Source organism: Streptomyces sp. NPDC003393 (genome assembly GCF_053589015.1).
Genome location: NZ_JBSFRB010000033.1, coordinates 76084 through 100588, shown reverse-complemented (window position 1 = coordinate 100588; position 24505 = coordinate 76084). Strand labels below are relative to the sequence as shown.

Here is a 24505-nt window from a genome sequence, read left to right as displayed (position 1 = left end):
GTGAACGGGGCTATCCAGGACGGCTCCGACGCCGTGATCACACCAGTCACACCAAGAACATCTCACTATGACCAGCAGTTACGGGACAGCCCTTAACTTGATCTTTAACCTGTGCGGCGTGGCTTCGGGGTGGTTGACCTCTTCTTTTGTCCCTGTGCTGGCTGTGTCTTCTTGGGTGTGTGCACGTCGTGGCGGGGTGCGGGATGGGTGTTCTTTCGGCCCGCTGGTCGCCCGGGGCCGGGGCGGGTGGGTTTTGGTGCTCTGGCCGGGCAGGTGGTCTGTGGGCGGATGTGCCGGAAGTCGCGGCGGACGCGGGCGGGAGTGAGTCTGTCCGGGGAGCTGGGTTGCTCCCAGGGATGGCGTCGGTCGGCTGCGAGGGTGCGGGCGAGGCGCAGTTGGGTGTAGGCGGCGAGGATGAGCCAGGTCCAGCGGTCGGCGGCCTCGGGCGTGCGGATCTTTGGGGAGGTCCAGCCGAGGGTCTGCTTGAACAGGCGGAAGGTGTGCTCGATGTCGAAGCGCCGCAGGTAGGCCTGCCAGAGACGGTCGGCGTCTGCCGGAGTGGCGTCGGTGCCGGACCACCACAGCCAGACCGGCTTCGGTTTTGCGCCGCTGGGCAGGTGGTCGATGTCGAGGCGGATCACCGTGCCTTCGACGACCGGGAGGGTGCCGTCGGCGGTGGCCCAGGAGGAGCGGTGTGTGAGCCTGGGGTGCAGCCGGTCCCAGGAGCGGGCCCTGGCGGTGCCGTAAAGGCGTGTGTCGGTGACCGTTTCGGTGTCCGGGACGCCCCAGGTGTCAGGCTGGCCGAAGACGAATTCGCCGCCGTGCCGGGGTGGGCGGCCCATCGTGTGTGGCTGGCGGGGTGGGACAGCCCGGCGCAGGACCCTGTCTGAGCGCATCCGGGCGAGCACCTGGACCGGGAGATCTTTGAGGAGGAACGCAAGGCGGGGTGCGTCGTATCCGGCGTCCGCGATGACGAGGACGTCGGGGTCGCCCTCCTGCCATTGCCCGGCGGTGATCAGCCGGTGGAGCAGGTCACGCAGCTGTCGGGCGGTGACGGTGGCCGTGTCGTCCCTGGGGGCCAGGCGAAGCGCGTCCAAAGGGGCGGTCCAGGAACTGCGACCCGGCTCGAGCGCGCAGATGATCGAGTACGGCCAGCCGGGAACCGGGATGTGCTGGTCCTTTCCCCGGCCGTAGGTGTGACACAGGATCCGCTGCGGTGAGGTGTGGGCATCGGGGCGTAGCCAGCAGGTGATGTCGATGGCCAGGACCAGCCGGCCGTCGGCGGCCCGCGGCAGCGGCACCGCGGCCAGGGCCCGCCGCAGCCGGCCAGTATCGACCCGGCCATGGGCGAGGGCGGCATAGAGCCCGCCATGACCGCGGCGGTGTTCGCCGACCAGCGACAGCTCGGCCAGCGACCTCACCGGTCCGTCGCCGCACAGAACAGCGTCAGCCAGCTCGAACAACGCATCCGAACGAGCGGTGAGGCAGGAGTAGAACTCGCCCCGGAAGCATGACAGTTCAGCCAACGCCTCTTGCCGGGCATCGCGATGCAGCAGACTCATCCTCACGGCCTTCGTGCTGGACATGTGTGTTCCTTGGTCGGAGCACATGTTCAGACGAAGGCCGCTTTGGCGTACGACGGTTACCGAACCGAGTGATCAAGTTCGAGGCACCATTCGACACCGGCCGTTAAAGATCAAGCTAGATGATCGACTCGGCCCACGGCGTCAGCCGCCTCCTGGCGCATGTCGTGCGCTTCGACGGTGCGTACCTGCGCTGCGCCGGAACCTGCACCATACAACACTTCCACAACGACCGACTCGTCGAGGCGTACACGGATCCGGCGGTCTGGGAGCTCATGCACTTCGTCCACGCACGGCAATGACGTCACGGGCGGGGGCGGGGAGTTCGGAGGTGTCCACCGCCCCAACAGCCGACCGTCACCGTAGCTGGTAGGCGCTTGGTTCGTGCACCATGCCAGCAAACCCGTCAGGGAGCCGCGCTCGCCGTGTTTCTGCGACGGCGACTGACCTGCGCCCTGGCCCCGGGAGAGCGGCGGGGAGATCGGTCCGCGAGTCACCGGCCGGGCATGCGAGCGGGGAGACTCCAACGACTGACGAACTTCAGCGCGAGGATTGCGGTCCCGGGGATCATGATGCTTGTGAGAGGAGTTCCATGACACCGCCCCACGGCAGTCGGCAGTAGGCCCAGAGCATGGTCGCGTCACCGCCGGGGACCGGTGCGGGTGACGCCAGCATGCGTCCGCCGGCGACGGCGGCCAGGCGGATAGTCTCGTCCATCTCGTCGACCTCGACGGCGAAGTGCTGGATGCCGAGGTCGGACACGCGTGGTGGGTCGGCCTGGTGGGCGGCATCGATCTCGAATAGTTCGAGATCGGCGCCGCCGCCCAGAGTCAGCCTGCGCACGCGGAGCACGGTGCTGCTCGGCGGAAGACCGAGTCCGGTCTCGACGTCGGGGCCTGCCAGCGGTTCGGTGACGAGGTCGGCTTCGATGGTGGCACCCAGGACCTCACGGAAGAAGTCGGTGGCGGCGTCGATGTCGCGAACGGTGAGAGCGACGTGATGGACGATTGCTGGCATGGCAACTCCGGTGACGGAAGGGCGCCATGGCGTGCAGGGCGCATGGCGCGGGTCGGCGCGTCGGATCTGATGCCGGCACCGAACGCACTGCCGATCGTCAACCATCCTCCGCATGGGCAGGTCCGTGCGATGTCCCGGGAAGGCCCGGAACGGCCTCGATCATCGCAACCGACCTGCATGGTTCTGTTGTCCCAAGTTGGGACATAGCGGGACGTTGACATCGCTGCGGCAGTGCCCCACTGTCCTGTCGACAGGCGACCGTCGGCCGAATGCCGAACGAACAGGGGTCGGCTGCTGATGTCGCCCGGTCACAACGGCACTCCCACGGAGGTATCAACGGAATGAGCGTTCAGGACTGGCCGCGCCGATTCGCGGGCAAGGTCGTTTTCATCACCGGCATTGGCCGCGGGCAGGGTCGTCGGCACGCCGTCGACTTCGCCCGCGAGGGGGCGAGCATCGTGGGCCTGGACGTGCTGGAGGACATCGCCTCGTCGAACCAGCCGGCCTCGACTCGTGCCGACCTCGACGAGACCGTCCGTCTGGTCGAGGAGGCCGGTGGAAAAATCGTGGCCCGTAAGGGCGACGTCCGGGATTTCGACGCCGTCCGGGAGACAGTCGCCGCCGGCATCGAGGCGTTCGGTCGGCTGGACGTCGTGGTCGGCAACGCCGGAATCACACCGGGCGACCTGCGGCCCTTCTGGGAGCTCGGTGAGCAGAGCTGGCGGGAGACCGTCGACGTCAACCTGACCGGGCTGTTCCACACCGTCAAGGCGGCGGCGCCTGCGATGATCGAAGCGGGCAACGGCGGATCCATGGTGCTCACCGGATCGATCTCCGGCGGCAAGGGGTGGGCCAACATGGCGCACTACTGCTCCACGAAGTTCGGGCTGATCGGGCTGATGCGGGTGATGGCGATCGAGCTGGCCCCCTACGGGATCCGCGCGAACGTCGTCTCACCGACCAACGTGGACACGCAGATGTTCATGAATCCGGTCATCCAGAAGCTGTTCGCACCGCACCTGGAAAGTCCCGACCGCGAGGAGTGGCGGGACGTCGCCAAGCAAATGCACCTGCTCGACATCGGCTGGGTGCAGCCCGAGGACATCAGCGCCGCCATCCGCTGGATCAGCTCCGACGAGGCCCGTTACGTGACCGGCACCACGCTGCCGGTCGACGGCGGCGCTCTCGCCAAGTAAGGGCCGTGGCACCCGAGCCGTCCCCGTGCGGCAACGGCTGCGACCGGCAAGCCCACGAGGCGGCGTTCCCGCCGACGCCTACGACGCCGCCGTCCCGTCCCTGCCCGGGTTCACCTTCTCGACTGCGCTGTGCCGTACCGGATTCACCCCACCGGCCGAGGATGTCCGCGAGTTCCTCCGCCCGCTTCGCTCCAACTGAGCGGAACCACCCGGTCCCCGTACCCCGAGAGATGGAGGAGCGATGCCTTCCGTCCCCACCCCGCCGCGACACCTGATCGCGCTATCGGCGGCCATGGCCGCCTCACTTGTCCTGGCCGCATGTGCGCCTTCGGCTCCGCCTGCCGGCAACACGTCCGGCACAACCGCCCGTGCAGCCGACACCGCACCCGGCGACATCTCCCCCTTCTGCCCCGACAGACCGACCAAGGTTGTGTACATCAAATCGGCAGGGGGACAGGTGTGGTCGTCGATCTCGCATGCCGAGTTCGCCGCCGAGGCCGCGAAGTGCCCGAATCTGCAGCCTTCCTGGTACAACGTCACATCCGGCCAGCAGGGCGCCATTTCCGCGACCAACGCCGCGGTCGCACAAGGCGCCAAAGTCATCGTGATCAGCCCCGACTTCGGCCCGTCGCAGCTGCCTTCGATGCGCAAGGCGATGCAGGCCGGGGTCACGGTCGTGGCCACGATCAACGAGGTCGACGGGCAGAAGGGCGTCGACTACGCCGAATCGCTGGTCTGGGACACGACCGACATCGCCACGAAGCAGGCGCAGTGGCTTGCCGACCACGTCAAGACCGGCAAGGTGGCCTTCCTCGGCGGGCAACCAGGCGCCCCGTCCTCACAGAAGACCTTCGACGCCTTCAGGAAAGCACTCGGCCGCATCGCGCCCGGGATGCAACTCGTCCCCGACACATGGGTCCCGACGAACTGGGACGCCGGGCAGAAACGCCGCGCGGTGGCGGGCCTGCTGGCGCAGAACGGGCAATACGCGGCATTCGTGAGCGACTACGGTGCCTCCGACGTCGGTGCGGTGCAAGCCGTCCTGGACGCCAGGGCTGTGATGCCGGCGTTCCTGACCATCGGCTCGTCGCAGGCCTTCGTCTGCGCAGTGCGCCGGCACGGTATCCGCTGGCTGGGGGAGGACGGCACCACTCGGCTGTCCGCGGCAGCGCTGCGGATCGGCCTGGCCGCGATGCAGGGCGCGGCAAGCCCGGAGCCGGTGCCGTACAAGCTGCTCACCTACGCGGACACCGCGGCAGGAAAGACCCCGGAGTGCGTGCCCGGCATCTCCCCGGATGCCGACCTCTCGTCGAGCCTCCCGCTCGACAAGCTCAAGGCGGTGCTCGATGGCTCATGAGAAGATCACCCCCCAGGCGCCGCCGGTCTCGGCGCCCCCTGCAGCAGACCTCGCGCTGCGTCTCGAGCAAGTGACGAAAGTATTCCCCGGAGTCACTGCGCTCGACGGTGTCGATCTCGATGTCCGGGTGGGCGAGGTGCACGGCATCGTCGGGGAGAACGGTGCCGGCAAGTCGACGCTCATGGCGGTCGCCTCAGGAGCCCTCGTTCCGGAGGCTGGCTCGGTCACCCTGGCCGGCCGACCGCTGTGCACCGGATCGCCGCAGTCGGCCCGGGACCTCGGTATCACCATCGTCCGGCAGGAACCGGCTCTTCTGCCGGACCTCTCCGTCGCCGAGAACCTCTACCTCGGACTGTCGCATGCGAGGCGGCCACCGGTAGGGGAACTCCGCAACTGGGCCCGGGAGCGGTTGACCGGCTGGAACCCGGCCGTGGACATCGATCCCGATGCCCGGGTAGAAGAACTCGGCCCGCAGCAGCGGTTCATCGTCGACATCGTCCGCGCGCTGGCGCAGGAACCGGACGTCCTCGTGCTCGACGAGCCGACCGAGCATCTGACGGGCGAGGATGTCGACCGGTTGTTCCGGGCCATCCGGGAGCGGGTCGCCGCCGGTGGCGCGGTCGTCTACATCTGTCACCGCATCCGAGAGGTCAAGCAGATCGCGGACAGGATCACTGTTCTGCGCGACGGCGCGCACCGCGGCACGTTCGACGCCGCAGATCTCAGCGAAGCCGACATCATCGATCTGATCGTCGGCCGCCGGCTCGACGCGGTCTTCCCGCAGAAGCCTCCGCCGCTCCCCGACACTCCTGTGCTCACCGTGCGCGACCTGGCGGGCCGGGGCTTCGCCGGGTTGTCCGTCACGGTGCGGCCCGGCGAGATCGTCGGATTCGCCGGTATCGAGGGCAACGGCCAGCGTGACGCGCTGCGCGCCCTGGCCGGGCTCGGGCCGCGTTCGGGGTCGGTGACGGTCGACGGGCGGCCTGTCGTGAACCGGAGCGGCGCGGTGGCCTACCTGACCGGGGACCGGCACCGTGAGGGTGTCTTCCCAGGACTCACGGTCCGCGAGACGATCGGTCTGCGCAATCTCAGCCGCGTCTCTACGGCAGGTGTGGTCCGATCCGGGCGGGAACGGAAGCTCGCGCATGCGGCGGTCGGCGAACTCGGGATCCACACCCCGGGAATCGAGACACCGACCACGTCCTTGTCGGGCGGCAACCAGCAGAAGACCCTCCTCGCCGGCGTGCTGCGCCAGGATCCGCGGGTGCTGCTGGTGGACGAGCCGACGCAGGGCGTCGACATCGGCGCGAAGTCCGAGATCTACGAACTCCTGCGGGCCCATGCCCGCAGGCATCGCATGGGCGTGGTGATCGTGTCCTCCGACGGCCTCGAACTGGCGGGCCTCTGCGACCGGGTACTGGTCTTCTCACGCGGCCAGGTGATCGACGTGCTGGAGAGGGACGACGTAAGCGAGGCCCGTATCACGCAGGCCGCGCTCACCGCGTCCACACAACGGGCCAGCCGCACCCGCGGGTCGGCGGGAGGCCTGCTCAGGTGGCTGGCCGGGGACACGGCTCCGCTGGCCATGGTCGCGCTCGTGGCGCTCGCCCTCGGGATCGTCGCGGCGAGAGTCAACCCGTTCTACCTGGCGCCCGCCAACGTGACGGGAACGCTCGCCCTCGTGGCGGTGCTCGGCCTGGTCGGGCTCGGGCAGACGATCACACTCATGGTCGGCGTGGTCGACCTCTCGGTCGGGCCGTTGATGGGGCTCGTGGTGGTCGTCGAGTCGTTCTTCCTCACCGCGGAGGCGAGCAGTGGTGCGCGCGTCCTCGGATGGTTCCTGCTGGCGGGCGTCCCGGCCGTGGTGGGACTGGTCAACTGGGTACTGGTCGACGTCGTCAGGATGAATTCCATCGTCGCCACGCTGAACACCTTCATCGTCCTCCAGGCTCTGTCGCTGGTGCTGCGCCCGGAGCCCGGCGGGCTCTTCGACGGCCGGATCACCGGTGCGCTGGACAGCACCGTCGGGGTTGTCCCCTTCGGACTCCTGTTCCTGCTCGTGGTGGCCTGCGTACTGCAACTGGTGTTGCGCCGGACACACATCGGCATCGCACTCAGAGCCGTCGGCTCAGATCCCGCCTCGGCCGGGCTGAACGGCCTCGCGCCGAAGCGGCTTCGTCTCATCGCCTTCGTCGCGTGCGGCCTGCTGGCGGGGCTCGCCGGCGCACTGCTGATGGCGCAGGTCGGCTCCGGCGACCCCACGGCCGGCTCGGAATACACCCTTGCCAGCGTGTCGGCCGCCGTCCTCGGCGGGGCCAGCATCTTCGGCGGCCGCGGATCCCTGCTCGCCACGGCCGCCGGTGCGCTGCTCGTGACGCAGGCCGTCTCAGTCGTGCCGTTCCTGGGACTCGACCCGGCCTGGGCGTCATACCTGCCCGGGGTGATGACCCTCGGCGCGGTCGCCGTGTACGCGGCGAGCCGGCACGCCGTGGCCGGAGGTGCCAAGTGACCGTATTGCCGCCCGCACCGATCGCCCCCGACCGCGCCGAGGCCGGACGCCCCTGGCGCCTCACAGGCCCTCATGCCGGCATCGTGATCGCGACCGCCCTGCTGTTCGCGCTCAGCGCGCTCCTCGTCCCGAAGTCGCTGTCCACGCAGTCCCTGGGTGCGATGCTGCCGTTCTGGGCGGCCCTGGCGATCATGGCTGCAGGACAGACGATGGTGATCCAGCAGCGCGGCATCGATCTCTCCGTGCCCGGTACGGTGAGCCTGGTGGCGATGGGCATGACCGCCTTCATCCATCGCACCGGCACACCCCTGCCGTCGGCCGTCATCCTGGCCGTGGCCGTCGGCGCGGTGATCGGCCTCGTCAACGGCGTGATCACAGCCCGGCTCCACATCACGCCACTGATCACGACGCTTGCTCTCAATGCACTGTTGATCGGTGCGATGTTCGGCTACACCGGCGGCATGGGAACGGCGGCGCCGGCCGGGCTCCAGGCCTTCGCGGCCGCGAGCCTGTTCGAAATCTCCGGCCTGGTCTGGATCGCGCTCGCGGTGGTACTCATCGTGGCATGGATCTTGAGCCGGACCGTCGTCGGACGCCGCTTCGTGGCCGTCGGCGCTAACCCCGCGGCGGCGCGGGCCGCCGGCGTGCGCGCCGACCTCTACGTCATCGGTGCGTACGTGGTGGCCGGTGCGCTGTTCGCCCTCGCAGCGGTCCTCCTGGTCGGTTACGCCCAGAATCCGGCACCGACGATGGGAGATCCCTATCTCTTTCAGACCGTCATGGCCGTGGTCATCGGAGGGACGAGTCTGACCGGTGGCCGGGGAAGCGTCATAGCCAGTGCGATCGCCGCGCTGTTCCTCACGCAACTCGCCCAGGTGGTCCTGACCTTCGGCGCCGGGCCGGCGGTGCAGCTGCTCGTCCAGGCAGGCGCCATGGCCGTCACTCTGGCGGGTGCCGCGCTGATCGAGCGGGCAGGAGCCAGGCGCGCCAGTCGTTGAGGAAGGATTCGGCCAAGGACCGGTGCCACACTGATGCGGCGGTCCGGGTCGCCGGGACCGCCCGGCCGGGCGCGGGGGGTCTGGCCGGGCGGCCGCCGGACGCTGATGTCGAGGGGGTGTTCGATGAGCCGGCCGGCGATCACAGGTGGCGCCCCCACGAACCGGGCGTGGACGAACTCAGCACGACCGTTCGCCGCGAGTTGCGGAGGATCGGCACCTGACCCAGCCGCAGGACACGGCTGCGAAGCGTGCGAAGTGTTCGACACCGGCATGGGTGCACCGCGGATGCTTCGCACGCGCTTCGCCGACGAGAACAACCGCGGCCTGTTTCCGGTCGCACAGCTGTCCCGCAGATGGGACGCCCGCCCGGCAGCCGACGGCACGGTCGCCCGGGCTGCACCCGCCTCCCTCCAGGACACCGGGGCGGGCCGGCTCAGCGCACCGGCCCGATTGCTTCCGTAACCGCCGGACTCGAGCCGGCCGCGTCGTGGTGGATCCGGGTGTGCGCCCCGGTGAGCGGAACCCCGCTGCCGCCCAGGCGGTGCGCAACGATTTCGGAGGCGATCGACAGGGCGGTTTCCTCAGGGGTACGGGCGCCCAGGTCCAGGCCGATGGGTGAGCGCAGCCGGGCCAGCTCGAAGCCTGTGGTTCCAGCCTCACGCAGGCGGCGGCTGCGATCTTGATGGGTGCGATTCGACCCCATCGCGCCGACGTAGGCAACCGGCAGCTGGAGGGCCAGCCGCAACAGCGGTACGTCGAACTTGGCGTCGTGGGTGAGGACGCACACAACGGTGCGCGCGTCCACCCTCGTGGACTCCAGATAACGGTGCGGCCAGTCGACAACGACTTCGTCGGCCTCCGGAAAGCGGGTCCGCGTGGCAAAGACAGGACGTGCGTCACACACGGTCACGTGGTAGCCGAGAAACTTTCCCATGGAGACGAGAGCCGAGGCGAAGTCGACCGCGCCGAACACGATCATGCGTGGCGCGGAAGTCGACGACTCCACCAGGAGGGTCAGCGGCCTTCCGCAGTGTGATCCGCTCTCCCCGATACTGAGGGTGCCCGTCCTGCCGACGTCCAGCATCGCCTGCGCCTCGGCTGCCGCGGTGCGGTCCAGTTCTGGATGCCCGCCGAAGCCACCTTCGCATGAGCCGTCGGGACGTACGAACAGCGGGCACCCCACCATAGCGGCAGGGCCGGCCACGACCCTGGCCAGAGCACCCCCCTCTCCTCCTGCCGCGGCTTCCAGCGCAGCCGCGAAGACGTACCGGGCAGTGGCGTGTGCGCGCACCGGCGTGATGAGGATGTCGATGGTGCCGCCGCACGTGAGGCCTTCGGCAAACGCATCGTCGTCGCTGTACCCGAAGCGCTTCAGCACTGTCCTGCCGTCTTCGAGGGCCTGCTTGCACAGCTCGTAGACCGCGCCCTCCACGCAGCCGCCGGACACTGAGCCGATTGCTGTGCCGGTGCTGTCGACGGCAAGCGCAGCGCCTGGCTGGCGGGGCGCGCTGCCGTGAACGGCCGTAACGGTGGCCACAGCGAAGTCACGCCCGTCGTGTGCCCAGAGGTTCAGTTCCTTGGCAATGTCCAGCATGGTGCTTCCCCTAACGGCCCTGGGCCAGTGGCGGACTGCCGGCGAACGGGTGAGCGTGCACAGCACGGTGCACCGGTCGGTCCCGGGGTTCGCGCACCGGGGCGTTCGCGCGCAGGCATGCCGTGCGTAACGCTTCAAAGCTCGGGAGGCGCGTCTTATCGCGCTCGGCCGCGAGAACGGTCGCCCGCCGCCCGGCGGCGGGCGACCGAAACGAACGGCGCGATGGCGCCTGGGTCGGCGAGGGACCCCACGCTGACCACGGCGTCTGCGCTCCGGCCTTGGAGGATCTCCTTCACCGGCGTCTCCAGCCTCTTGCCTGTGAGGGTTCGGGGCACCGACGGCACGGCTTCGATGGTGTCGGGAACATGACGGGGTGACAGCTCGGTTCGCAGTGCTCCGACAAGCTTGTCGCGCAGACCCGCGTCGAGTGCGACGCCGTCGTGCAGGACGACGAACAGAAGCAGTTCGCCAGGCGTCCCGCCAGCATCCTCGAGGTGGACGACGAGGCTGTCGTCTATCTCCGGGAGTTCGTCCACGACGGCGTAGAACTCGGCCGTGCCGAGCCGCACCCCGCCGCGGTTGAGCGTCGCGTCCGAGCGCCCGCTGATCACGCAGCTGCCCCGTGCGGTGAACTCCGCCCAGTCCCCGTGTCGCCAGACACCAGGAAAGGTGTCGAAGTAGGAGGAGCGGTAGCGTTCACCGTCCTCGTCGCCCCAGAATCCGATCGGCATGGACGGCATCGGCGCACGCACCACCAACTCGCCCCGCTGCCCAATAACTTCGTTCCCCTCCTGGTCGAACGCGGCGACGTCGACACCCAGTGCGGGGCCGGAGAGTTCGCCGCGGAATACGGGCAGCCAGGGGCTGCCCGCGACGAAGGCGCTGCAGACGTCCGTGCCGCCGCTGATGGAGTTGACGAGCACCTGGTCTGCGAATTGGTCGTGCAGCCAGTCGTACCCCTCGTTGGGCAATGGTGCCCCGGTGACACCGAGAGTGCGCAGACAGCCGAGATCCCGGCCGGCCACGGGGTCGACACCGGCGCGCCGGCAGGCCATGAGGTAGGCGGGACTGGTGCCCAGGAGCGTCGCCTGTGTATCGGCGGCCAGCTGCCACTGGGCAGACTGATCGGGCCACTGCGGGTTGCCGTCGTACAGCACGACCGCGGCGCCGTGCAGCAGCCCGGACACGAGGATGTTCCACATCGTCCAGGCCGTCGTGGTGAACCACAGGAGCCTGTCACCGGGCCGCGTGTCCAGGTGGAACGCATGCAGTTTGAGGTGCTCCACCAGGATGCCACCGTGCCCGTGGATGATGGCCTTGGGCAGTCCGGTGGTCCCGGAGGAGAACAGGACACAGAGCGGGTGGTGGAACGGAAGCGGGTCGAACTCGAGCGGTCCCGGCGATGCCAGCAACTGGTCCCAGGTCAGTGCATCGCGCAGCCCCGGGCCGTACGGGATCTCCACGACGTGCCGCACGCTCGGCAGACCCGCCCGGACGGCGTTGGCATCATCCCGCTTGTCGATGGCTTTGGGACCGTAGGTGTACCCCGAGACCGTGAGCAGCACGGTGGGCTCGATCTGGGCCAACCGGTCGATCACGGATCGCGCGCCGAATTCCGGAGCGCACGAGGCCCATATGGCGCCCAGGCTCGCGGTCGCCAAGAACGCAACGAGCGCTTCGGGGATGTTCGGTAGGTAGCCCGCCACCCGGTCACCACGACCGACGCCGAGCCGGATCAGCCCGGCGCGAGCGCGCGCGACCTGATCACGCAGTTCGCCGAACGACAGCTCGATCGGCGGACGCGTCTGCGAGTACGCGATCACCGCGGTTGTCCCCTTGTCGGCCGCCTCGACGCCGAGGTCGCCGAGCATGTGTTCGGCGTAGTTCAGGGTGGCCCCGGTGAACCAGCGGGCACCGGGCATGACGGCCGAGTGGAGGACACGCTGGTAGGGGGTGCGTGCGCGGACGCCGAAGTAGTCCCAGATCGAGGCCCAGAAGGCCTCGGGCTGCGCAATGGACCAGCGCCACAGTGCCGCGTAGTCGGTGAAGGAAAGAGAATGCTCAGCACTCAGCCAAGCGCGGTAGCGGCCGATGGCGCCGGTGTGCACGTCGGCGGAGGGTGCCCGCAGCATCGCTCCTGTCGCCGCCTGCCCGGCTTGCGGGGCGCTGTGGCGGATCACCTTTGGCGTGGGCTGCACGTGTCCTGTCCTGTCAGGTCGATGGGGCCCGCAGTCGGAGGCCGACGAGGGCGGGCAGCACGTCACGGGTGTGGTCGGCGGGCGCCGCTGATGCCTGTGGTCAGCTCACGAACGGGAGAGCCGTGTCGCGGGCGCGCCGCAGGCCTTCGGCCAGCGGCAGGGCTCGGTGCTCGGTGGAGAGGATCTCCACGCCCCAGCCGCCGTTGAAACCGAGCCTGCGCATCGCGTCCACAAGGGCGGCGATGTCCATGTCGCCCTCCCCGCAGTAACGGCGATGGTTCACGGTGTCGATCAGCAGGGTGTCTCCCGCAGGTTCACGGTCGGCGTCGGTCATCTCGACCGCCCAGACCTGCCCGTGAGGCACCGTATCGAGGAGTTCTTCGATGGTGGTGCCCGCGCGGAAGACGTGCCAGAAATCGACAAGCAGGCCGACGTTGGCGAGGTTGGCGCGGCTGACGAGTTCCGAGCCTTTGGGGATGGTGTTCACCGCCGACACCGCGGCCGGCTCGAGGACGACGCGTTGCCCGCGGGCCGCGGCCTTCTCCCCTACCTGGCGCAGGGGCTCGACGAGGAAGGAGATGTCGTCGGCCGGTTCTCCGAACTCGGTGCCGATCTTGATGAAGGCGGCGCCGAGCTCTTCGGCCGCGTCGAGGAGGACATCGAGATTGTGCCGGGACGCAGCCCCGGCCGGACCGTCCAGCCACCAGTCCGTGAGGAACTCCACCTCGACGTGGTCGATCCCGGCCGCGTCCAGCTGCCGGCGCAGATCCTTGAATGCTCCGGCGTCGCGGATGATCGCCAGTTCGTCCTGGGTGAATCCGATTCCGGACCAGCCCTGCTCGGAGAGGGTTTCGAGCCGCTCGGGCAACGGGACCGGGCTGACCCAGCGTGCGTCGAAGGGCGTCACGTCGCCTATCGCCGTCCATGAAGTGGCGATCAGTCGTGGTGCGTTCGGCATGGCTTCTCCGTATGCGATCGATGCGGGGAGCGGGGGCGCGCGTTCGACGGAGCCCAGGAAGCGGGCAGCGTGCGGGCCGGGTTCAGGCGTAGCGCTCGTTGAGCGCCGCCAGGCGGTCGAGGTAGGTCAGCGTCTCCGCCTCCGGGGCCGGTTCGAGGAGAAGGGCGACGCGCTCGGCCCCCGATTCCTGGTACGCGTCGAGTACCGCCAGGTTGTTCCCGTCCGCGCTGAAGACACTGAAGGGCATGCCCGGGGCGTGCTGCGCGGCCATGGCCGCCTGTGCGCGGACCTGTCCGGGGGTTGCGGCAGCTGTGGCGAGCCAGCCGTCCCCCTGCTCTTGGACACGTCGCAGGGTGGATTCGCTTCCGCCGCCTATGTAGATCGGAGGGTGTGGCCGTTGGACGGGCTTCGGCCAGGCTTGTATCGGATCGAAGTCGACGAACTTGCCGTGGAACTCGGCCTCGTCGTCGGTCCAGATCTGTTTCATCGCCGCAAGTTGCTCGTCGAGGCGGGCGCCGCGGGTGCGCGGGTCCGTCCCGTGGTTGCGCATCTGCTCGCGCATCCAGCCCGGGGCTACACCGAGCATGACCCGTCCCCCGGACAGGTAGTCCAGGCTCGCGACCTCCTTTGCGGCGTAGATGACATCGCGTTGGGTGAGCAGGCAGATCCCCGTGCCGAGTGTGATGCGCGAGGTCACGGCGGCGGCGGTGGCGAGCACCAGGAACGGGTGCAGGATGCGCGCGTAGTAGGCCGGCAGCTCTCCGCCTCCCGGATACGGCGTCTGTCGGGACACCGGGACGTGGGAGTGCTCCGGAACCAGCAACGATTCGAATCCGCGCTCCTCGACAGCGCGTGCCAGTACGTCGGTTCGGACACTCTGGTCGGTGAGGAAGGAACCGATACCGATCTTCATGACATCTCCTGACGGGCATCAGCGGAACCAGGCCCCGACCGGTTGACGGCGGCAGGCGATTTGCCGCGGCCGTGCCGACCGCACGGCCCTGCCATCCGGACGTCGCACCATCGTGTTCGCCAGGACGTGCACCTGTGTTGTCCCAACTTGGCACAGCCCGCTGAGCCGGAATCCGTTCAGATCTCTTGACACCCCGTGACGCGACTCCCATAGTCGGTCGACAGGCGACAGTCGCCCAATCAGCCTCATTCGGGCAAATCCGTAACTGTTCACCGCCGGACACAGCTTCCCAGCCCGTCCGGTGCGGGAGAACCGAGGAGATGTCGATATTGCCTGCACTGTCCGTGTCACCTGAAATGCGCGCGCCGTCCGGCGCCGGCACCGAGTCCACACCGGCCTTCGACCACCGACAGCTCGACGAACTGATGGCGCGGGCCGGCCTCGACGTCCTTCTGGCCACGTCGAAACACAACGTGCAGTATCTGCTCGGCGGACACCGCTACTTCTTCTTCGACTACATGGATGCGATCGGGGTCAGCAGATACCTGCCCGTGGTCGTGTACGTCCGAGGGCGCCCCGAAACGACCGCGTACATCGGCAATGCCACCGAGGCCTGGCAGCTCGACAACGCCCCGGTCTGGGTCAACCACGTCGAACTGTCGAGCTGGGGCACGGCCGACGCCGTCGAGAGCGCCCTCGCCCATGTGCGCCGAGTCGTCCCGGGGGCCGTCTGCGTGGGAATCGAGACGGCCTTTCTCCCCGCCGACGCCTTCCGCCGTCTCACCGCTGAGGACGATGTCAGGCTGCTCGACGCGCACTTCGTACTCGAACGGCTGCGCGCCTGCAAGACCGCCGGCGAGCTGCGCGTCATCAAGAAGGCGTCCGAACTGATCGTCGACGCGATGACGGCCGTGTTCGCGCAGCACGGCCCGGGCGCCACCAAGCACGACCTCGTGCAGTCACTGCGTACCGAGCAGACGAGCAGAGGACTGACCTTCGAGTACGCGCTGGTGAGCATGGGCGCAAGCCATAACCGGGGAGTCTCGCAGGAGGCGTGGCGCAAGGGAGAGGTGGTCTGCCTGGATTCCGGCGGAAACCTGGGGGGGTACATCGGCGACCTCTCCCGGATGGCGGTCCTCGGCCCCGCCGATGCCGAACTGGAGGATCTCCTGGGGTACGTGGATCTCGTCCAGCAGGCCGCGCGGGGTCCGATCAGGGCCGGCAGGATCGGCGCGGAGATCTTCGCTGCGGCCGAAAGCGCGATGCGGGGCAGCGCACACAGGGCCGACACCTCGTTCGTCGCACACGGCATGGGCCTGGTCAGCCATGAGGCTCCCCGGCTCACGAGCACGGGTCCGGTGCCCTATCCGGCGGACGACGGCCCTCTGCCACTGCAGGAGGGCATGGTGCTGTCCATAGAGACCACTCTGCTTCACCCACGGCGGGGATTCATCAAGCTGGAGGACACCGTGACCGTGACGGACGACGGGTACGAGGCCTTCGGCGACACCGCGCGCGGCTGGAACATCGCACCGTGCTGACCTCTGGATTCCTGGACGGCGGCCTCAAAGCACGGCTGCGCGCGGGGCACACGCTGCTCGGCACCTTCGCCGGTCTCGGCAACGCATTGGCGATCGAGGCGGCGTCCGTGGCGGGCGCCGACTGGGTGCTGGTCGACCTCGAACACGGCGGCGGGGGTGAAGCACAGGTCCGGGACGCCGTCACCGCGGCGGGCTCATACGGGGTGCCCCTGCTGGTCCGGGTCGAGTCCTCGGCGCGCATCCGGGCGGGGCGGGTACTCGATCTGGGGGCCGCAGGAGTCATGGTCCCCCGGGTGGAGGATGCGAGCGAGGCCGCGCGCATCGTCCGAGCGCTGCGCTACCCGCCCGCCGGGGACCGCGGAGTGGCGCTGTACAACCGGCAGGCGGCCTTCGGCCTCAGCCCGGAGATCCTCAACGTGCGCAACGGCCAAGTCGTCGGGGTCGTCCAGATCGAGACACGTGCCGCCGTCGACGACATCGAGGCGATCGCCGCGACCGACGGAGTGGACGTTGTGTTCGTCGGCCCCGTCGACCTCTCCTACGCGCTCGGCGTGCCCATGCAGCTGAACTCGCCCACGGTGCGCAAAGCCCTCGACTCGGTGCTCGCCGCGGCGGAGCGGGCCGGTGTCGTACCGGGAATCATCTCCGGTACGGGGCATGCGGCGGCAGAGTACGCGCGACAGGGCTTCCGGTTCCTGGCCGTTTCCTCGGACGCGTCGCTGCTCGCACGCGCCTACCGCGACGAGTTCCGCGCCGGCCGCGGGACCAACGACGCCATCGGTGACGGCTGACGCCCCGCCTCAACGAGAGGAGGACAAAGATGTCCACACCTCACGCTCACTCGGTCCGTGCGGCTCGCGAGGAGTTCCTTGCAACCGGCCGGATCCCGGACCGGCTACGCCCGGCGATACGGCCCGAGATCGCCGCCTCGTGGTCGCGGTCGCGGGCCTACGGTGCGGCCCGCTCAGGACAACAGCTTCCGTTCAGCCCCGACTTCGCCCCGGAAAGCGGCCTGCTCGCCGCAGCCCGGCAGGTGCTCGACCGCCTCGCCGAGGAGCTCGGCGGGCTGGGCGGCGCGCTGATCCTGGCCGACGGGCACGCCCGGCTGATCCGCAGTTGGATACCCGACGAGAGCGTCCAGCGGCCGCTGCGCAGAATCCTGGCCGACCCCGGAGCCGACTGCAGTGAGGAACTGGTCGGCACCAACGGCATCGGCACCGCACTGGCCGACGGCCATATGAAGATCATCGGCGGTGCCGAGCACTGGGCCGACCTCCATCTGGACATGACGTGCGTCGCCGCGCCGATTCTGCATCCCGTCACCCGGCGCTCTGTCGGCGTGATCAACGTGACCATGATGGAGCAGCAGGTTCACCCCGCACTCAGCGCACTGGTCCGCTGGGGCGTCGACGCGGTCAGAGAGCGTCTGCTCGACCAGTCCGGGCGGGCCGAGCGCGCTCTGTTCGAGGAGTTCATGGCCCACCGGCGCACTGACCGTCCGTCGCTCATCCTCAGCAAACGCCTCTTCCTGGCCGACCCGGCAGTCGCCGACCTGTATCCCGACCTCGACCCGGACGAGTTGTGGGAGCGCCTGCAGAGCGACGGGAATCCGACCGAGCTGGAACTGCCCGACGGTACCGCGCTGCCCGTGAGGGTCACCGCGGTCGGGGACGGCAGCGACGGCCGCGGCCTCCTGGTCGAGCTCCGGTCGGAGGGACGTCCGGCACTGCGTCGGTCCGGCAACCGGCCGCCGGGGCCCAGCCCTGCGCTGGCCTCGGCCATCTCCGCCGCGGCCGAGGCCCTTGCGCTGCGCCTCCCACTGCTGGTGATCGGCGAGAAGGGCGCAGGCAAGACGACGCTGGCCCAACGCGTCGCGCATACCAGGTATCCCGAGAACGGCATCGCCCGGTTCGACGGACACACCGCACTGGACGATCCCGGGCGCTGGTGCGCTCTGGTCCGTGCCGCGGCAACTCGTTCGCCGGTGATCGTGCTGCGGCACCTGGACCAGCTCTGCCCGCGCACGGCGGCCCTGCTCGTCCCGCTGCTGGACGAACTGACCGCCGACCCGACAGGGCCGCAGCTCATGGCGACCGCGGTGAACGCGACACGGCACGACAACCCGGAGGCGGCGGCCTCCGTGCTGGCCCTCTTCGGCCGGTTCGCCAGGGCCACGGTCGCCGTCCCGCCGCTGCGGGAGCGGCCGGCTGATCTTCCCTCGCTGATCGCGGAACTGTCCGCGCGCACCGACCGCCGAGCGCGGTGGAGCGCAGAAGCCCTCGCCGTGCTGACGCGGTACCCCTGGCCGGGCAACGTACGCGAACTCGAATCGGTGGTGCACCGCACCTTGAGCGGTGCCAGCGGGCTGATCCGCGTGACCGACCTGCCGCTGGACATCCGCCAGGGGGCAGGGCGGCTTCGGCTCACACGGATGGAACGGGCCGAGCGGGACGCCATCCTGACCGCACTGGACGCCTCCGGCGGCAACAAGGTCATCGCCGCCGAGGAATTGGGCATCTCCCGGTCGAGCCTCTACCGCAAGATCGAACGGTACCGGCTCGCAGACTCCGGTCAGGTCGAGGTGCGCAACCGGGCCTAGAGCGGGCCACGTGCTTGCGGGTGCCGGAGCGTCTGCGGCACCCGCAAGCACGGGAAGATCAGGGGACGACCGACAAGACGAGCTTGCCCCGGTTACGGCCCCGCTGGCCATACCGATGGGCCTCCGCAGCCTGCTCGAGGGGGAACACCGAGTCCACTTCGGTACGCAGCACACCCTTGGCGACGAGTTCCGTCAGACTGCGCAGAGCGTTGCCGTCCGGCTCGACCAGCATCCACGTGACCCGCGCATCGGACCGCGAGGGCAGCAGCGAGGAGTCGAAACCGGCCGGCGGGATGATCGACACCAGCGTGCCCCCGGTGCGCAGTGTGGACAGCGAGCGGCGTGTGATCTCACCGCCGAGGGTATCGAGGACGACGTCCACGTCATGAACCACGCTCTCGAAGTCGCGGACCGTGTAGTCGATGGCCTCATCGGCCCCGAGACCCCGCAGGAACTCGTGGTTCGCGGTGCGCGCGGTCCCGATCACATGGGCGCCCTGTGCCTTGGCGATCTGGACCGCGAGATGGCCCACCCCGCCGGCCGCCGCGTGCACGAGGACCCGCTGGCCTGCGGCCACATGGGCCGTGTCCACCAGTGCCTGCCAGGCGGTCAGGCCCGACAGCGGGAGTGCGGCGGCGTGCACGTGGTCGAGTCCCGCCGGCGCGGGTGCGAAGTGTCGTGCCGGGCCGGTCACATACTCGGCATACGCGCTCGCGGGATGGGGAAACCGCGGCATGCCTATGACCGCATCGCCCGGGGCGAACACCGTGACACCCGGTCCGACGGCTTCGACGACGCCCGCGACATCGAACCCGAGAACGAAGGGCGGGGCTTCGTCCCCGTAGAAGTAGCCACGGGTGCGGGTCTTCCAGTCGGTCGGATTGACACCGACCGCATGCACTCGGACCAGGATCTCGGTCGGGCCCGGCACAGGAACCTCACGCTCGACCAACTTCAGCACTTCGGGGCCTCCGGCCCGCTCCACGCTCACAGCCTTCATCGTCGCAACCACAACACCCTGCTTCCTTCGACCTGTTGGTCTCTTCCGGAGCTCTCCCCCAGTCGCCTGTCGACCGGCCCACAGGGCGAAGTCCTCCGCCCCTCAAGGGGGCACAAGGTCCAAAAGGCAGGGGATGTCGACAGGCCTCGTGACGGTCGCCACCCGCAAAGGACGGAAGGCCGGGCATACTTGGCGACGGTCGGCTGTCGACCGGATGCTACGGTCGGTTCAAAAGTCATGTCAACGGGCGGTGCGGCGCCCCGTCCACCTGAGGAGCTGCTCATGAACACGCCCGGACCGCAGTGGGAGACACTGGACGTCGACGCGAGGGCCCCGAAGCGCGCCCCTTCCCTCTCCGAGCAGGCATACGAATCCCTCAAACTGTGGATCGTGGACGGTGACCTGCCCCCTGCCGCGCCCCTGAGCGAAAACGACCTGGCCCGGCGTTTCAGCATGAGCCGTTCGCCGCTGCGCGAGGCGATCCGCAGGCTGCAGGACGAGGGGCTACTGGAACCGTCCGGTCCCCGCGGGTTCACGGTGCCGCCCATCAGTGTCGACCTCGTCCGCGACGTCTACGGTGTACGCAGGGCGCTGGAGACGGCCGCGGCGCAGACCGCGTCCGGGATCCCGCGCGCGGAGGTCCAGGCCATGCGTGAGCGCATGCCGGGCCTGATCGCAGCCGCCCGGCGGGGCAACCTCACACCCTTCAACGAAAGCGACTTCGCCTTCCACGACTTGTTCATCGCGCACTGCGGCAACCGACTCCTGATCAGTCACTTGAACCGGCTGCGCGGCAGCATCCAGCGAATCATCAACTACGCCGGCCGGTTCCAGGAGCACACCGAGGCTTCGTACGAGGAGCACCTGGCGATCCTGGAAGCCATCGAGTCGGGCCACACGGACGAGTTGCGGCGCACCGTGGACGCGCACATCGCCGCGGTGACGCAACGCCTCATCGTCACGCTGCAGGCCCCCCAGCCCTGACACGGCGGCACCGGCCCACCCCTCGTTCTTGCCGTCCCAATCTGGGACAACTCACAGGCAGCCACCGCGCATAACGTCCCGCTCATGAAACCCCCACCGTTCTCGTATCACCGGGCGCGCAGTGCCGAACACGCTGCCGAGCTGCTCGCCGAGCTCGGTGTACAGGCCCGGGTCCTGGCCGGCGGGATGAGCCTCATGCCCATGCTGAACCTGCGCCTCGCCTCACCGACGAACCTGGTCGACATCGCAGCCGCCAACGACCTGGGCCACATCAGCCGCTTCGGCGACACGCTCGTGGTCGGCGCCATGGTCCGTCAGTCGGCAGTGGAGAACTCCGCGGAGGTCGCGACGCTGTGCCCGTTGCTCCACGAAGCCGTCAGGTACGTGGCGCATCCTCCGGTCCGGCACCGCGGGACCGTCGTCGGCAGTCTCGCACATGCCTCCCCGGTCGCCGAACTGCCGTGCGTGGCCCTGGCCCTCGATGCCGAGTTCGGCGTCCTGGGCGGCGGGGGCGTGCGGGCCGTTCCGGCGGCGGAGTTCTTCGCCAGCCCGTTCCGCACCACGCTACGGCCGGGCGAACTGGTCGCCGAGGTGCGGTTTCCGGTCGCGGGAGCGGGCACCGGGCAGGCGTGGTCCGAGTTCGCCGTGCGCCGGGGCAACTTCCCGGTGGCCGGAGCGGCCGTGTCGCTCGTACTGGACGGCCCGGTGGTGCGGGACGCCGCGATCGCGCTGAGCGGAGTCGCGGACCGTCCGGTGCGCGCGAGTGCCGCGGAAGACCTGCTGCGCGGACGGATTCCGACGCCGGACGTGGTCGCGACGGCGGCCGAGGTCGCGACGCAGGGGCTCCAGCCGCGCCCTCAGACCGACCTCGCCGCACACATCCTGCCCGTGCCGGCGTCTCCGGTGCCCGCCTGGAGCTACCGGACACGCGTGGCGAGAACTCAGGTGCGGCGGGCGCTGACCGCCGCAGTAGGGCGCGCAGGAGGAGCCGCATGAACCATCGGCCTCAACCGGACATCGCCTCCGCCGGCACCGGCGGAGCGACCGCGGAAATCGACACCGACCCCGCAGCACTGCACGAAGTGACAATCACCGTCAACGGGACGGCCCGGAAGCTGGCGGTGGAGGGCAGGCGTCTGCTGGTCGACGCGCTGCGCCAGGACCTGCGTCTGACCGGCACCCACACCGGATGTGACCAGGGCGTGTGCGGGGTGTGCACCGTACGGCTGAACGGGGAGACCGTCCGATCCTGCCTCACGCTCGCCGTGCAGGCGGACGGCTGTGAGGTGACCACGATCGAGGGCGTGGCTCCGGGCCCGGACCAGCTCCACCCGATCCAGGAGGCCTTCTGGGAGCAGCAGGGCCTGCAATGCGGCTTCTGCACGCCCGGGATGGTTCTACGGGTCCAGGAATTCCTCGAGGAGAACCCGCATCCGACCCGCGAGGAGGCCCGCGAGGGGATCTCCAGCAATCTGTGCCGCTGCACGGGCTACCAGTTCATCGTCGATGCCGTCATGAACGCGGCAGAGCGGATGTCCGAACGGTCCGCGGACAAGCAGCCGTCCGCCCCGCCGGTGGAAGGAGCCGCCCGATGACCGTGCCTGAGACCCCGCCGGCCCGGACACCCGTGCCGAACCGCAGGTGGATCGGAAAGTCCATCCGAAGGGTGGAGGACCCCAAACTGCTGCGCGGCCAGGGCCGCTACATCGACGACATCGTCCTTCCCGGCATGCTCTTCGCCGTCGTGCTGCGCAGCCCGCACGCGCACGCCCGGATCGTCTCCGTCGACGCCCGGGCCGCACGCCGGGCACCTGGGGTGGTGGCGGTGCTCACGGGCCCGGAAGCGGCAGACATCCTCGACCCGCTCCCAGACTTCGGCCCCGCACCGGACAAGCATGTGTGGCGGGTGCTGGCAGCCGACAAGGTGCGCTACGTCGGCGAGGGCGTGGCCATCGTCGTCGCGGAGAGCCGTTACCAAGCGGAGGACGCCCGCGCGCTGATCAATGTGACGTACGAGGTCCTGGAGCCGGTGGTCGACCCGGTGACCGCCGCCGAGAATCCCGGACCGCTGGTGCACGAGACGCTCGGATCCAATATCGCCTACGAGCGCACGTTCACCTTCGGGGCGGTCGAAACGCACTTCCGCGAGGCCGATGTGGTGGTCAGGGACCGGCTGCGATGGCGCCGGCAGACAGCGCACCCCCTGGACACGACAGGCGCGGTGGCCGACTACGACCCCGGTACCGGTGAGCTGGCCGTCTACACCAACAGCATCAGCATGACGTGGACGGTGCCGGCCGCGGCGGCCTCATTGCGGATGCCGAGCAACCGCATCAACCTCATTCCGGTCATCGCGGGCGGCAGTTTCGGCTCCAAGCAGTTCTGCTGGCGCTCCACGATCACGGCATCGATCATGTCCAAGCTCACCGGACGGCCTGTGAAGTACGTCGAGGACCGCCTCGACCACCAGCTCAACGGAGACCAGCACGGCTCGGACCGCACCTACGACGTCGAGCTGGCCGTGCGACGCGACGGGAAGTTCACCAGTCTGCGCATCGATGTCGTCGACGACTACGGTGCGTACATCCAGTTCGGGCTGGGCGCTCATGGCAACGCGCTCGCGCAGGTCACCGGGCCGTACACCATCGAGAGCACCGAGTACCGGGTCCGGGCGGTCCTGACCAACAAGACGCAGCAGGGCGCCTATCGCGGCTTCGGCGCCGATGCGGGCAACTGGGCGCTGGAGCGCATCATCGACAAGGCCGCACGAGAACTGGGCATGGACCCGGTCGAGATCCGCCGCCGCAATCTCATCCCGCCGGACCGGTTCCCCTACAAGATCCCGGTGGGGAACATCTACGACTCGGGCAACTACGAGCCCGTACTGGACCAGGCGCTGGAACGCTTCGGCTACGAGCAGTGGCGGGAGCGGCAGAAGCAACTGCGCGCCGAGGGGCGCCACATCGGTCTCGGTGTCGTCACCGCGAACGAGCGAAGCGTGTACGGAGCCACCGAATTCTGGTTCTGGTTCGACGACCCCCAAGTGAAGACCACCAGCACACCCGAGGGCGTCTCCCTCGGCGTCGACACGGCCGGCAATCTGACGGTCACTCTCTACTCGACGCCGTTCTGGGGGAACAGTTCGGACACGGTGGCCGCGATGCTGGTCGGCGAGGAGTTCGACGTCGAGCCGTCCGCCGTCGCCGTACAGCACCACGGCACGAAAGGCGGCCTGCCCGCGGCCGGACCCGGCGGGAGCCGGCTCACCGTCATGCTCGCCGGTGCCGTCCGGGGAGCCTCCCGCAAGATCAAGGACAAGCTGAGGGCCATCGCCGCCGAGGATCTGGGGGTGGTCGACGAGAGCGACCTGGAGTGGGTCGACGGCGGGTTCCAGCTCCGCGGTGACGCGTCGGTGCGGCGCACCCTGGCAGAACTCGCCTTCCTCGCCTACATGGTCAAGACCTCCCTGCCCGAGGGCATGGAAAGCGGCCTGCACGAGAACTTCGTCTACGACCACCCGTATCTGACGATGCCGAAGGACGACCGCAGCGACCTGGGCGTGTTCTATCCGATCGTCGGGCACGCCTGCCATCTCGCCGCGGTGGAGGTCGACGTGGACACCGGCGCGGTGGAGATCCTCGACTACGTCGCGGTGCACGACTCGGGAACGCTGGTCAACCCGCGTTCCTACGACGGCCAGATCCTCGGCGGCACCGCCCAGGGGGTGTCGACGGCACTCGCGGAGGAGCTGTCCTTCGATTCGGGCGGCAACCCTCTGCCCGTGACGTTCTGGGACTACCTGATGCCCACGGCACTCGACGTGCCGGAGGTGAACATCGGTCACGAACAGACCCCGTCGCCGATCACGGCGCACGGCGTCAAGGGCGGCGGCGAGGCAGGCCGGCTGATGGCGCCGGGAGCCCTGTCGGCCGCGATCGACGACGCGTTGCGCGACTACGGCGTGCGCGTCACCGAACTGCCGGCCACGCCGGAACGCATCATCGGCTGGATCGACCGGCCGAACCGGCAAGCGCAGTAAGCCGTCGAGGGGGCCGGGC

The 24505-nt window shown here is 69.2% G+C and carries 19 protein-coding genes; 12 read left to right on the top strand and 7 right to left on the bottom strand.

The annotated features are described in order from the left end of the window. Nucleotides 1–104: 104 nt before the first annotated feature. On the bottom strand, nucleotides 105–1562 hold the full coding sequence (locus ACWDUZ_RS27400; protein WP_451634472.1) for an NF041680 family putative transposase: 1458 nt from the start codon (nucleotides 1560–1562) through the stop codon (nucleotides 105–107). A 143-nt stretch (nucleotides 1563–1705) separates the two neighbouring features. On the opposite strand from ACWDUZ_RS27400, the gene ACWDUZ_RS27395 reads away from it, so the two are divergent. Further along, on the top strand, nucleotides 1706–1885 hold the full coding sequence (locus ACWDUZ_RS27395; RefSeq protein WP_451634470.1) for a hypothetical protein: 180 nt from the start codon (nucleotides 1706–1708) through the stop codon (nucleotides 1883–1885). A 265-nt stretch (nucleotides 1886–2150) separates the two neighbouring features. Here ACWDUZ_RS27395 and ACWDUZ_RS27390 read toward each other — a convergent pair whose 3' ends face one another. Next, nucleotides 2151–2600 (bottom strand): VOC family protein, encoded by a 450-nt coding sequence (locus ACWDUZ_RS27390; protein WP_451634469.1) that lies wholly within the window; start codon nucleotides 2598–2600, stop codon nucleotides 2151–2153. 341 nt (nucleotides 2601–2941) lie between these two features. Here ACWDUZ_RS27390 and ACWDUZ_RS27385 point away from each other — a divergent pair, with 341 nt between their 5' ends. The 4 genes from ACWDUZ_RS27385 (at nucleotide 2942) to ACWDUZ_RS27370 (ending at nucleotide 8660) form a co-directional block, all read left to right on the top strand. After that, on the top strand, nucleotides 2942–3796 hold the full coding sequence (locus tag ACWDUZ_RS27385; RefSeq protein ID WP_451634468.1) for a mycofactocin-coupled SDR family oxidoreductase: 855 nt from the start codon (nucleotides 2942–2944) through the stop codon (nucleotides 3794–3796). 241 nt (nucleotides 3797–4037) lie between these two features. Continuing rightward, nucleotides 4038–5153: a substrate-binding domain-containing protein gene (locus ACWDUZ_RS27380; RefSeq protein ID WP_451634467.1), complete on the top strand. Its 1116-nt coding sequence runs from the start codon at nucleotides 4038–4040 to the stop codon at nucleotides 5151–5153. A 70-nt stretch (nucleotides 5154–5223) separates the two neighbouring features. Beyond that, a complete protein-coding gene (locus ACWDUZ_RS27375) occupies nucleotides 5224–7662 on the top strand; it encodes an ATP-binding cassette domain-containing protein (RefSeq protein ID WP_451634466.1) in 2439 nt (812 codons plus the stop codon). Between the two features lie 83 nt (nucleotides 7663–7745). Further along, complete coding sequence (locus tag ACWDUZ_RS27370; protein WP_451634465.1) at nucleotides 7746–8660, top strand: ABC transporter permease; 915 nt, start codon at nucleotides 7746–7748, stop codon at nucleotides 8658–8660. A 433-nt stretch (nucleotides 8661–9093) separates the two neighbouring features. Here ACWDUZ_RS27370 and ACWDUZ_RS27365 read toward each other — a convergent pair whose 3' ends face one another. The 4 genes from ACWDUZ_RS27365 to ACWDUZ_RS27350 form a co-directional block, all read right to left on the bottom strand. After that, nucleotides 9094–10254, bottom strand: a complete 1161-nt coding sequence (locus tag ACWDUZ_RS27365; RefSeq protein WP_451634464.1) for an XdhC family protein — start codon at nucleotides 10252–10254, stop codon at nucleotides 9094–9096. A 155-nt stretch (nucleotides 10255–10409) separates the two neighbouring features. Further along, nucleotides 10410–12452 carry an acetoacetate--CoA ligase gene (locus ACWDUZ_RS27360; RefSeq protein ID WP_451634463.1) on the bottom strand — a complete coding sequence of 681 codons (2043 nt, stop codon included), beginning with the start codon at nucleotides 12450–12452 and terminating at the stop codon, nucleotides 10410–10412. A 100-nt stretch (nucleotides 12453–12552) separates the two neighbouring features. Next, a complete protein-coding gene (locus tag ACWDUZ_RS27355) occupies nucleotides 12553–13410 on the bottom strand; it encodes a sugar phosphate isomerase/epimerase family protein (RefSeq protein WP_451634462.1) in 858 nt (285 codons plus the stop codon). 82 nt (nucleotides 13411–13492) lie between these two features. Further along, nucleotides 13493–14323, bottom strand: a complete 831-nt coding sequence (locus tag ACWDUZ_RS27350) for an LLM class F420-dependent oxidoreductase (RefSeq protein WP_451634461.1) — start codon at nucleotides 14321–14323, stop codon at nucleotides 13493–13495. Between the two features lie 329 nt (nucleotides 14324–14652). Between ACWDUZ_RS27350 and ACWDUZ_RS27345 the strand changes: the two genes are divergently transcribed. From ACWDUZ_RS27345 to ACWDUZ_RS27335, 3 genes are read left to right on the top strand one after another with little or no spacing between them, the layout of a single operon-like run. Then, a complete protein-coding gene (locus ACWDUZ_RS27345; protein WP_451634460.1) occupies nucleotides 14653–15864 on the top strand; it encodes a M24 family metallopeptidase in 1212 nt (403 codons plus the stop codon). Continuing rightward, nucleotides 15858–16655 (top strand): HpcH/HpaI aldolase family protein, encoded by a 798-nt coding sequence (locus tag ACWDUZ_RS27340; RefSeq protein WP_451634459.1) that lies wholly within the window; start codon nucleotides 15858–15860, stop codon nucleotides 16653–16655. The genes ACWDUZ_RS27345 and ACWDUZ_RS27340 overlap by 7 nt, the downstream gene beginning before the upstream one ends. A 29-nt stretch (nucleotides 16656–16684) precedes the next feature. After that, nucleotides 16685–18463: a sigma-54-dependent Fis family transcriptional regulator gene (locus ACWDUZ_RS27335; RefSeq protein ID WP_451634458.1), complete on the top strand. Its 1779-nt coding sequence runs from the start codon at nucleotides 16685–16687 to the stop codon at nucleotides 18461–18463. Between the two features lie 58 nt (nucleotides 18464–18521). On the opposite strand, the gene ACWDUZ_RS27330 is transcribed toward ACWDUZ_RS27335, so the two are convergent. Then, nucleotides 18522–19463 (bottom strand): NADP-dependent oxidoreductase, encoded by a 942-nt coding sequence (locus ACWDUZ_RS27330; RefSeq protein WP_451634457.1) that lies wholly within the window; start codon nucleotides 19461–19463, stop codon nucleotides 18522–18524. Nucleotides 19464–19745: 282 nt separating this feature from the next. On the opposite strand from ACWDUZ_RS27330, the gene ACWDUZ_RS27325 reads away from it, so the two are divergent. The 4 genes from ACWDUZ_RS27325 to ACWDUZ_RS27310 all read left to right on the top strand — a co-directional run bounded on the left by ACWDUZ_RS27325 (nucleotide 19746) and on the right by ACWDUZ_RS27310 (nucleotide 24486). Further along, on the top strand, nucleotides 19746–20447 hold the full coding sequence (locus tag ACWDUZ_RS27325; RefSeq protein ID WP_451634456.1) for a GntR family transcriptional regulator: 702 nt from the start codon (nucleotides 19746–19748) through the stop codon (nucleotides 20445–20447). Between the two features lie 84 nt (nucleotides 20448–20531). After that, nucleotides 20532–21443, top strand: coding sequence for an FAD binding domain-containing protein (locus ACWDUZ_RS27320; protein ID WP_451634455.1), 912 nt, complete (start codon nucleotides 20532–20534; stop codon nucleotides 21441–21443). Further along, a complete protein-coding gene (locus ACWDUZ_RS27315; RefSeq protein ID WP_451634454.1) occupies nucleotides 21440–22042 on the top strand; it encodes a (2Fe-2S)-binding protein in 603 nt (200 codons plus the stop codon). Before ACWDUZ_RS27320 ends, ACWDUZ_RS27315 begins: the two co-directional genes overlap by 4 nt. Further along, nucleotides 22039–24486, top strand: coding sequence for a xanthine dehydrogenase family protein molybdopterin-binding subunit (locus ACWDUZ_RS27310; protein WP_451634453.1), 2448 nt, complete (start codon nucleotides 22039–22041; stop codon nucleotides 24484–24486). The genes ACWDUZ_RS27315 and ACWDUZ_RS27310 overlap by 4 nt, the downstream gene beginning before the upstream one ends. Nucleotides 24487–24505: the final 19 nt, after the last annotated feature.

What these genes read in the sequence shown, in the direction of transcription:
- ACWDUZ_RS27365 (WP_451634464.1), bottom strand. Translation starts at nt 10,254, where the DNA reads ATGCTGGACATTGCCAAGGAACTGAACCTCTGGGCACACGACGGGCGT.
- ACWDUZ_RS27385 (WP_451634468.1), top strand. Translation starts at nt 2,942, where the DNA reads ATGAGCGTTCAGGACTGGCCGCGCCGATTCGCGGGCAAGGTCGTTTTC.
- ACWDUZ_RS27335 (WP_451634458.1), top strand. Translation starts at nt 16,685, where the DNA reads ATGTCCACACCTCACGCTCACTCGGTCCGTGCGGCTCGCGAGGAGTTC.
- ACWDUZ_RS27320 (WP_451634455.1), top strand. Translation starts at nt 20,532, where the DNA reads ATGAAACCCCCACCGTTCTCGTATCACCGGGCGCGCAGTGCCGAACAC.
- ACWDUZ_RS27325 (WP_451634456.1), top strand. Translation starts at nt 19,746, where the DNA reads ATGAACACGCCCGGACCGCAGTGGGAGACACTGGACGTCGACGCGAGG.
- ACWDUZ_RS27355 (WP_451634462.1), bottom strand. Translation starts at nt 13,410, where the DNA reads ATGCCGAACGCACCACGACTGATCGCCACTTCATGGACGGCGATAGGC.
- ACWDUZ_RS27390 (WP_451634469.1), bottom strand. Translation starts at nt 2,600, where the DNA reads ATGCCAGCAATCGTCCATCACGTCGCTCTCACCGTTCGCGACATCGAC.
- ACWDUZ_RS27315 (WP_451634454.1), top strand. Translation starts at nt 21,440, where the DNA reads ATGAACCATCGGCCTCAACCGGACATCGCCTCCGCCGGCACCGGCGGA.
- ACWDUZ_RS27395 (WP_451634470.1), top strand. Translation starts at nt 1,706, where the DNA reads ATGATCGACTCGGCCCACGGCGTCAGCCGCCTCCTGGCGCATGTCGTG.
- ACWDUZ_RS27400 (WP_451634472.1), bottom strand. Translation starts at nt 1,562, where the DNA reads ATGAGTCTGCTGCATCGCGATGCCCGGCAAGAGGCGTTGGCTGAACTG.
- ACWDUZ_RS27310 (WP_451634453.1), top strand. Translation starts at nt 22,039, where the DNA reads ATGACCGTGCCTGAGACCCCGCCGGCCCGGACACCCGTGCCGAACCGC.
- ACWDUZ_RS27380 (WP_451634467.1), top strand. Translation starts at nt 4,038, where the DNA reads ATGCCTTCCGTCCCCACCCCGCCGCGACACCTGATCGCGCTATCGGCG.
- ACWDUZ_RS27330 (WP_451634457.1), bottom strand. Translation starts at nt 19,463, where the DNA reads ATGAAGGCTGTGAGCGTGGAGCGGGCCGGAGGCCCCGAAGTGCTGAAG.
- ACWDUZ_RS27350 (WP_451634461.1), bottom strand. Translation starts at nt 14,323, where the DNA reads ATGAAGATCGGTATCGGTTCCTTCCTCACCGACCAGAGTGTCCGAACC.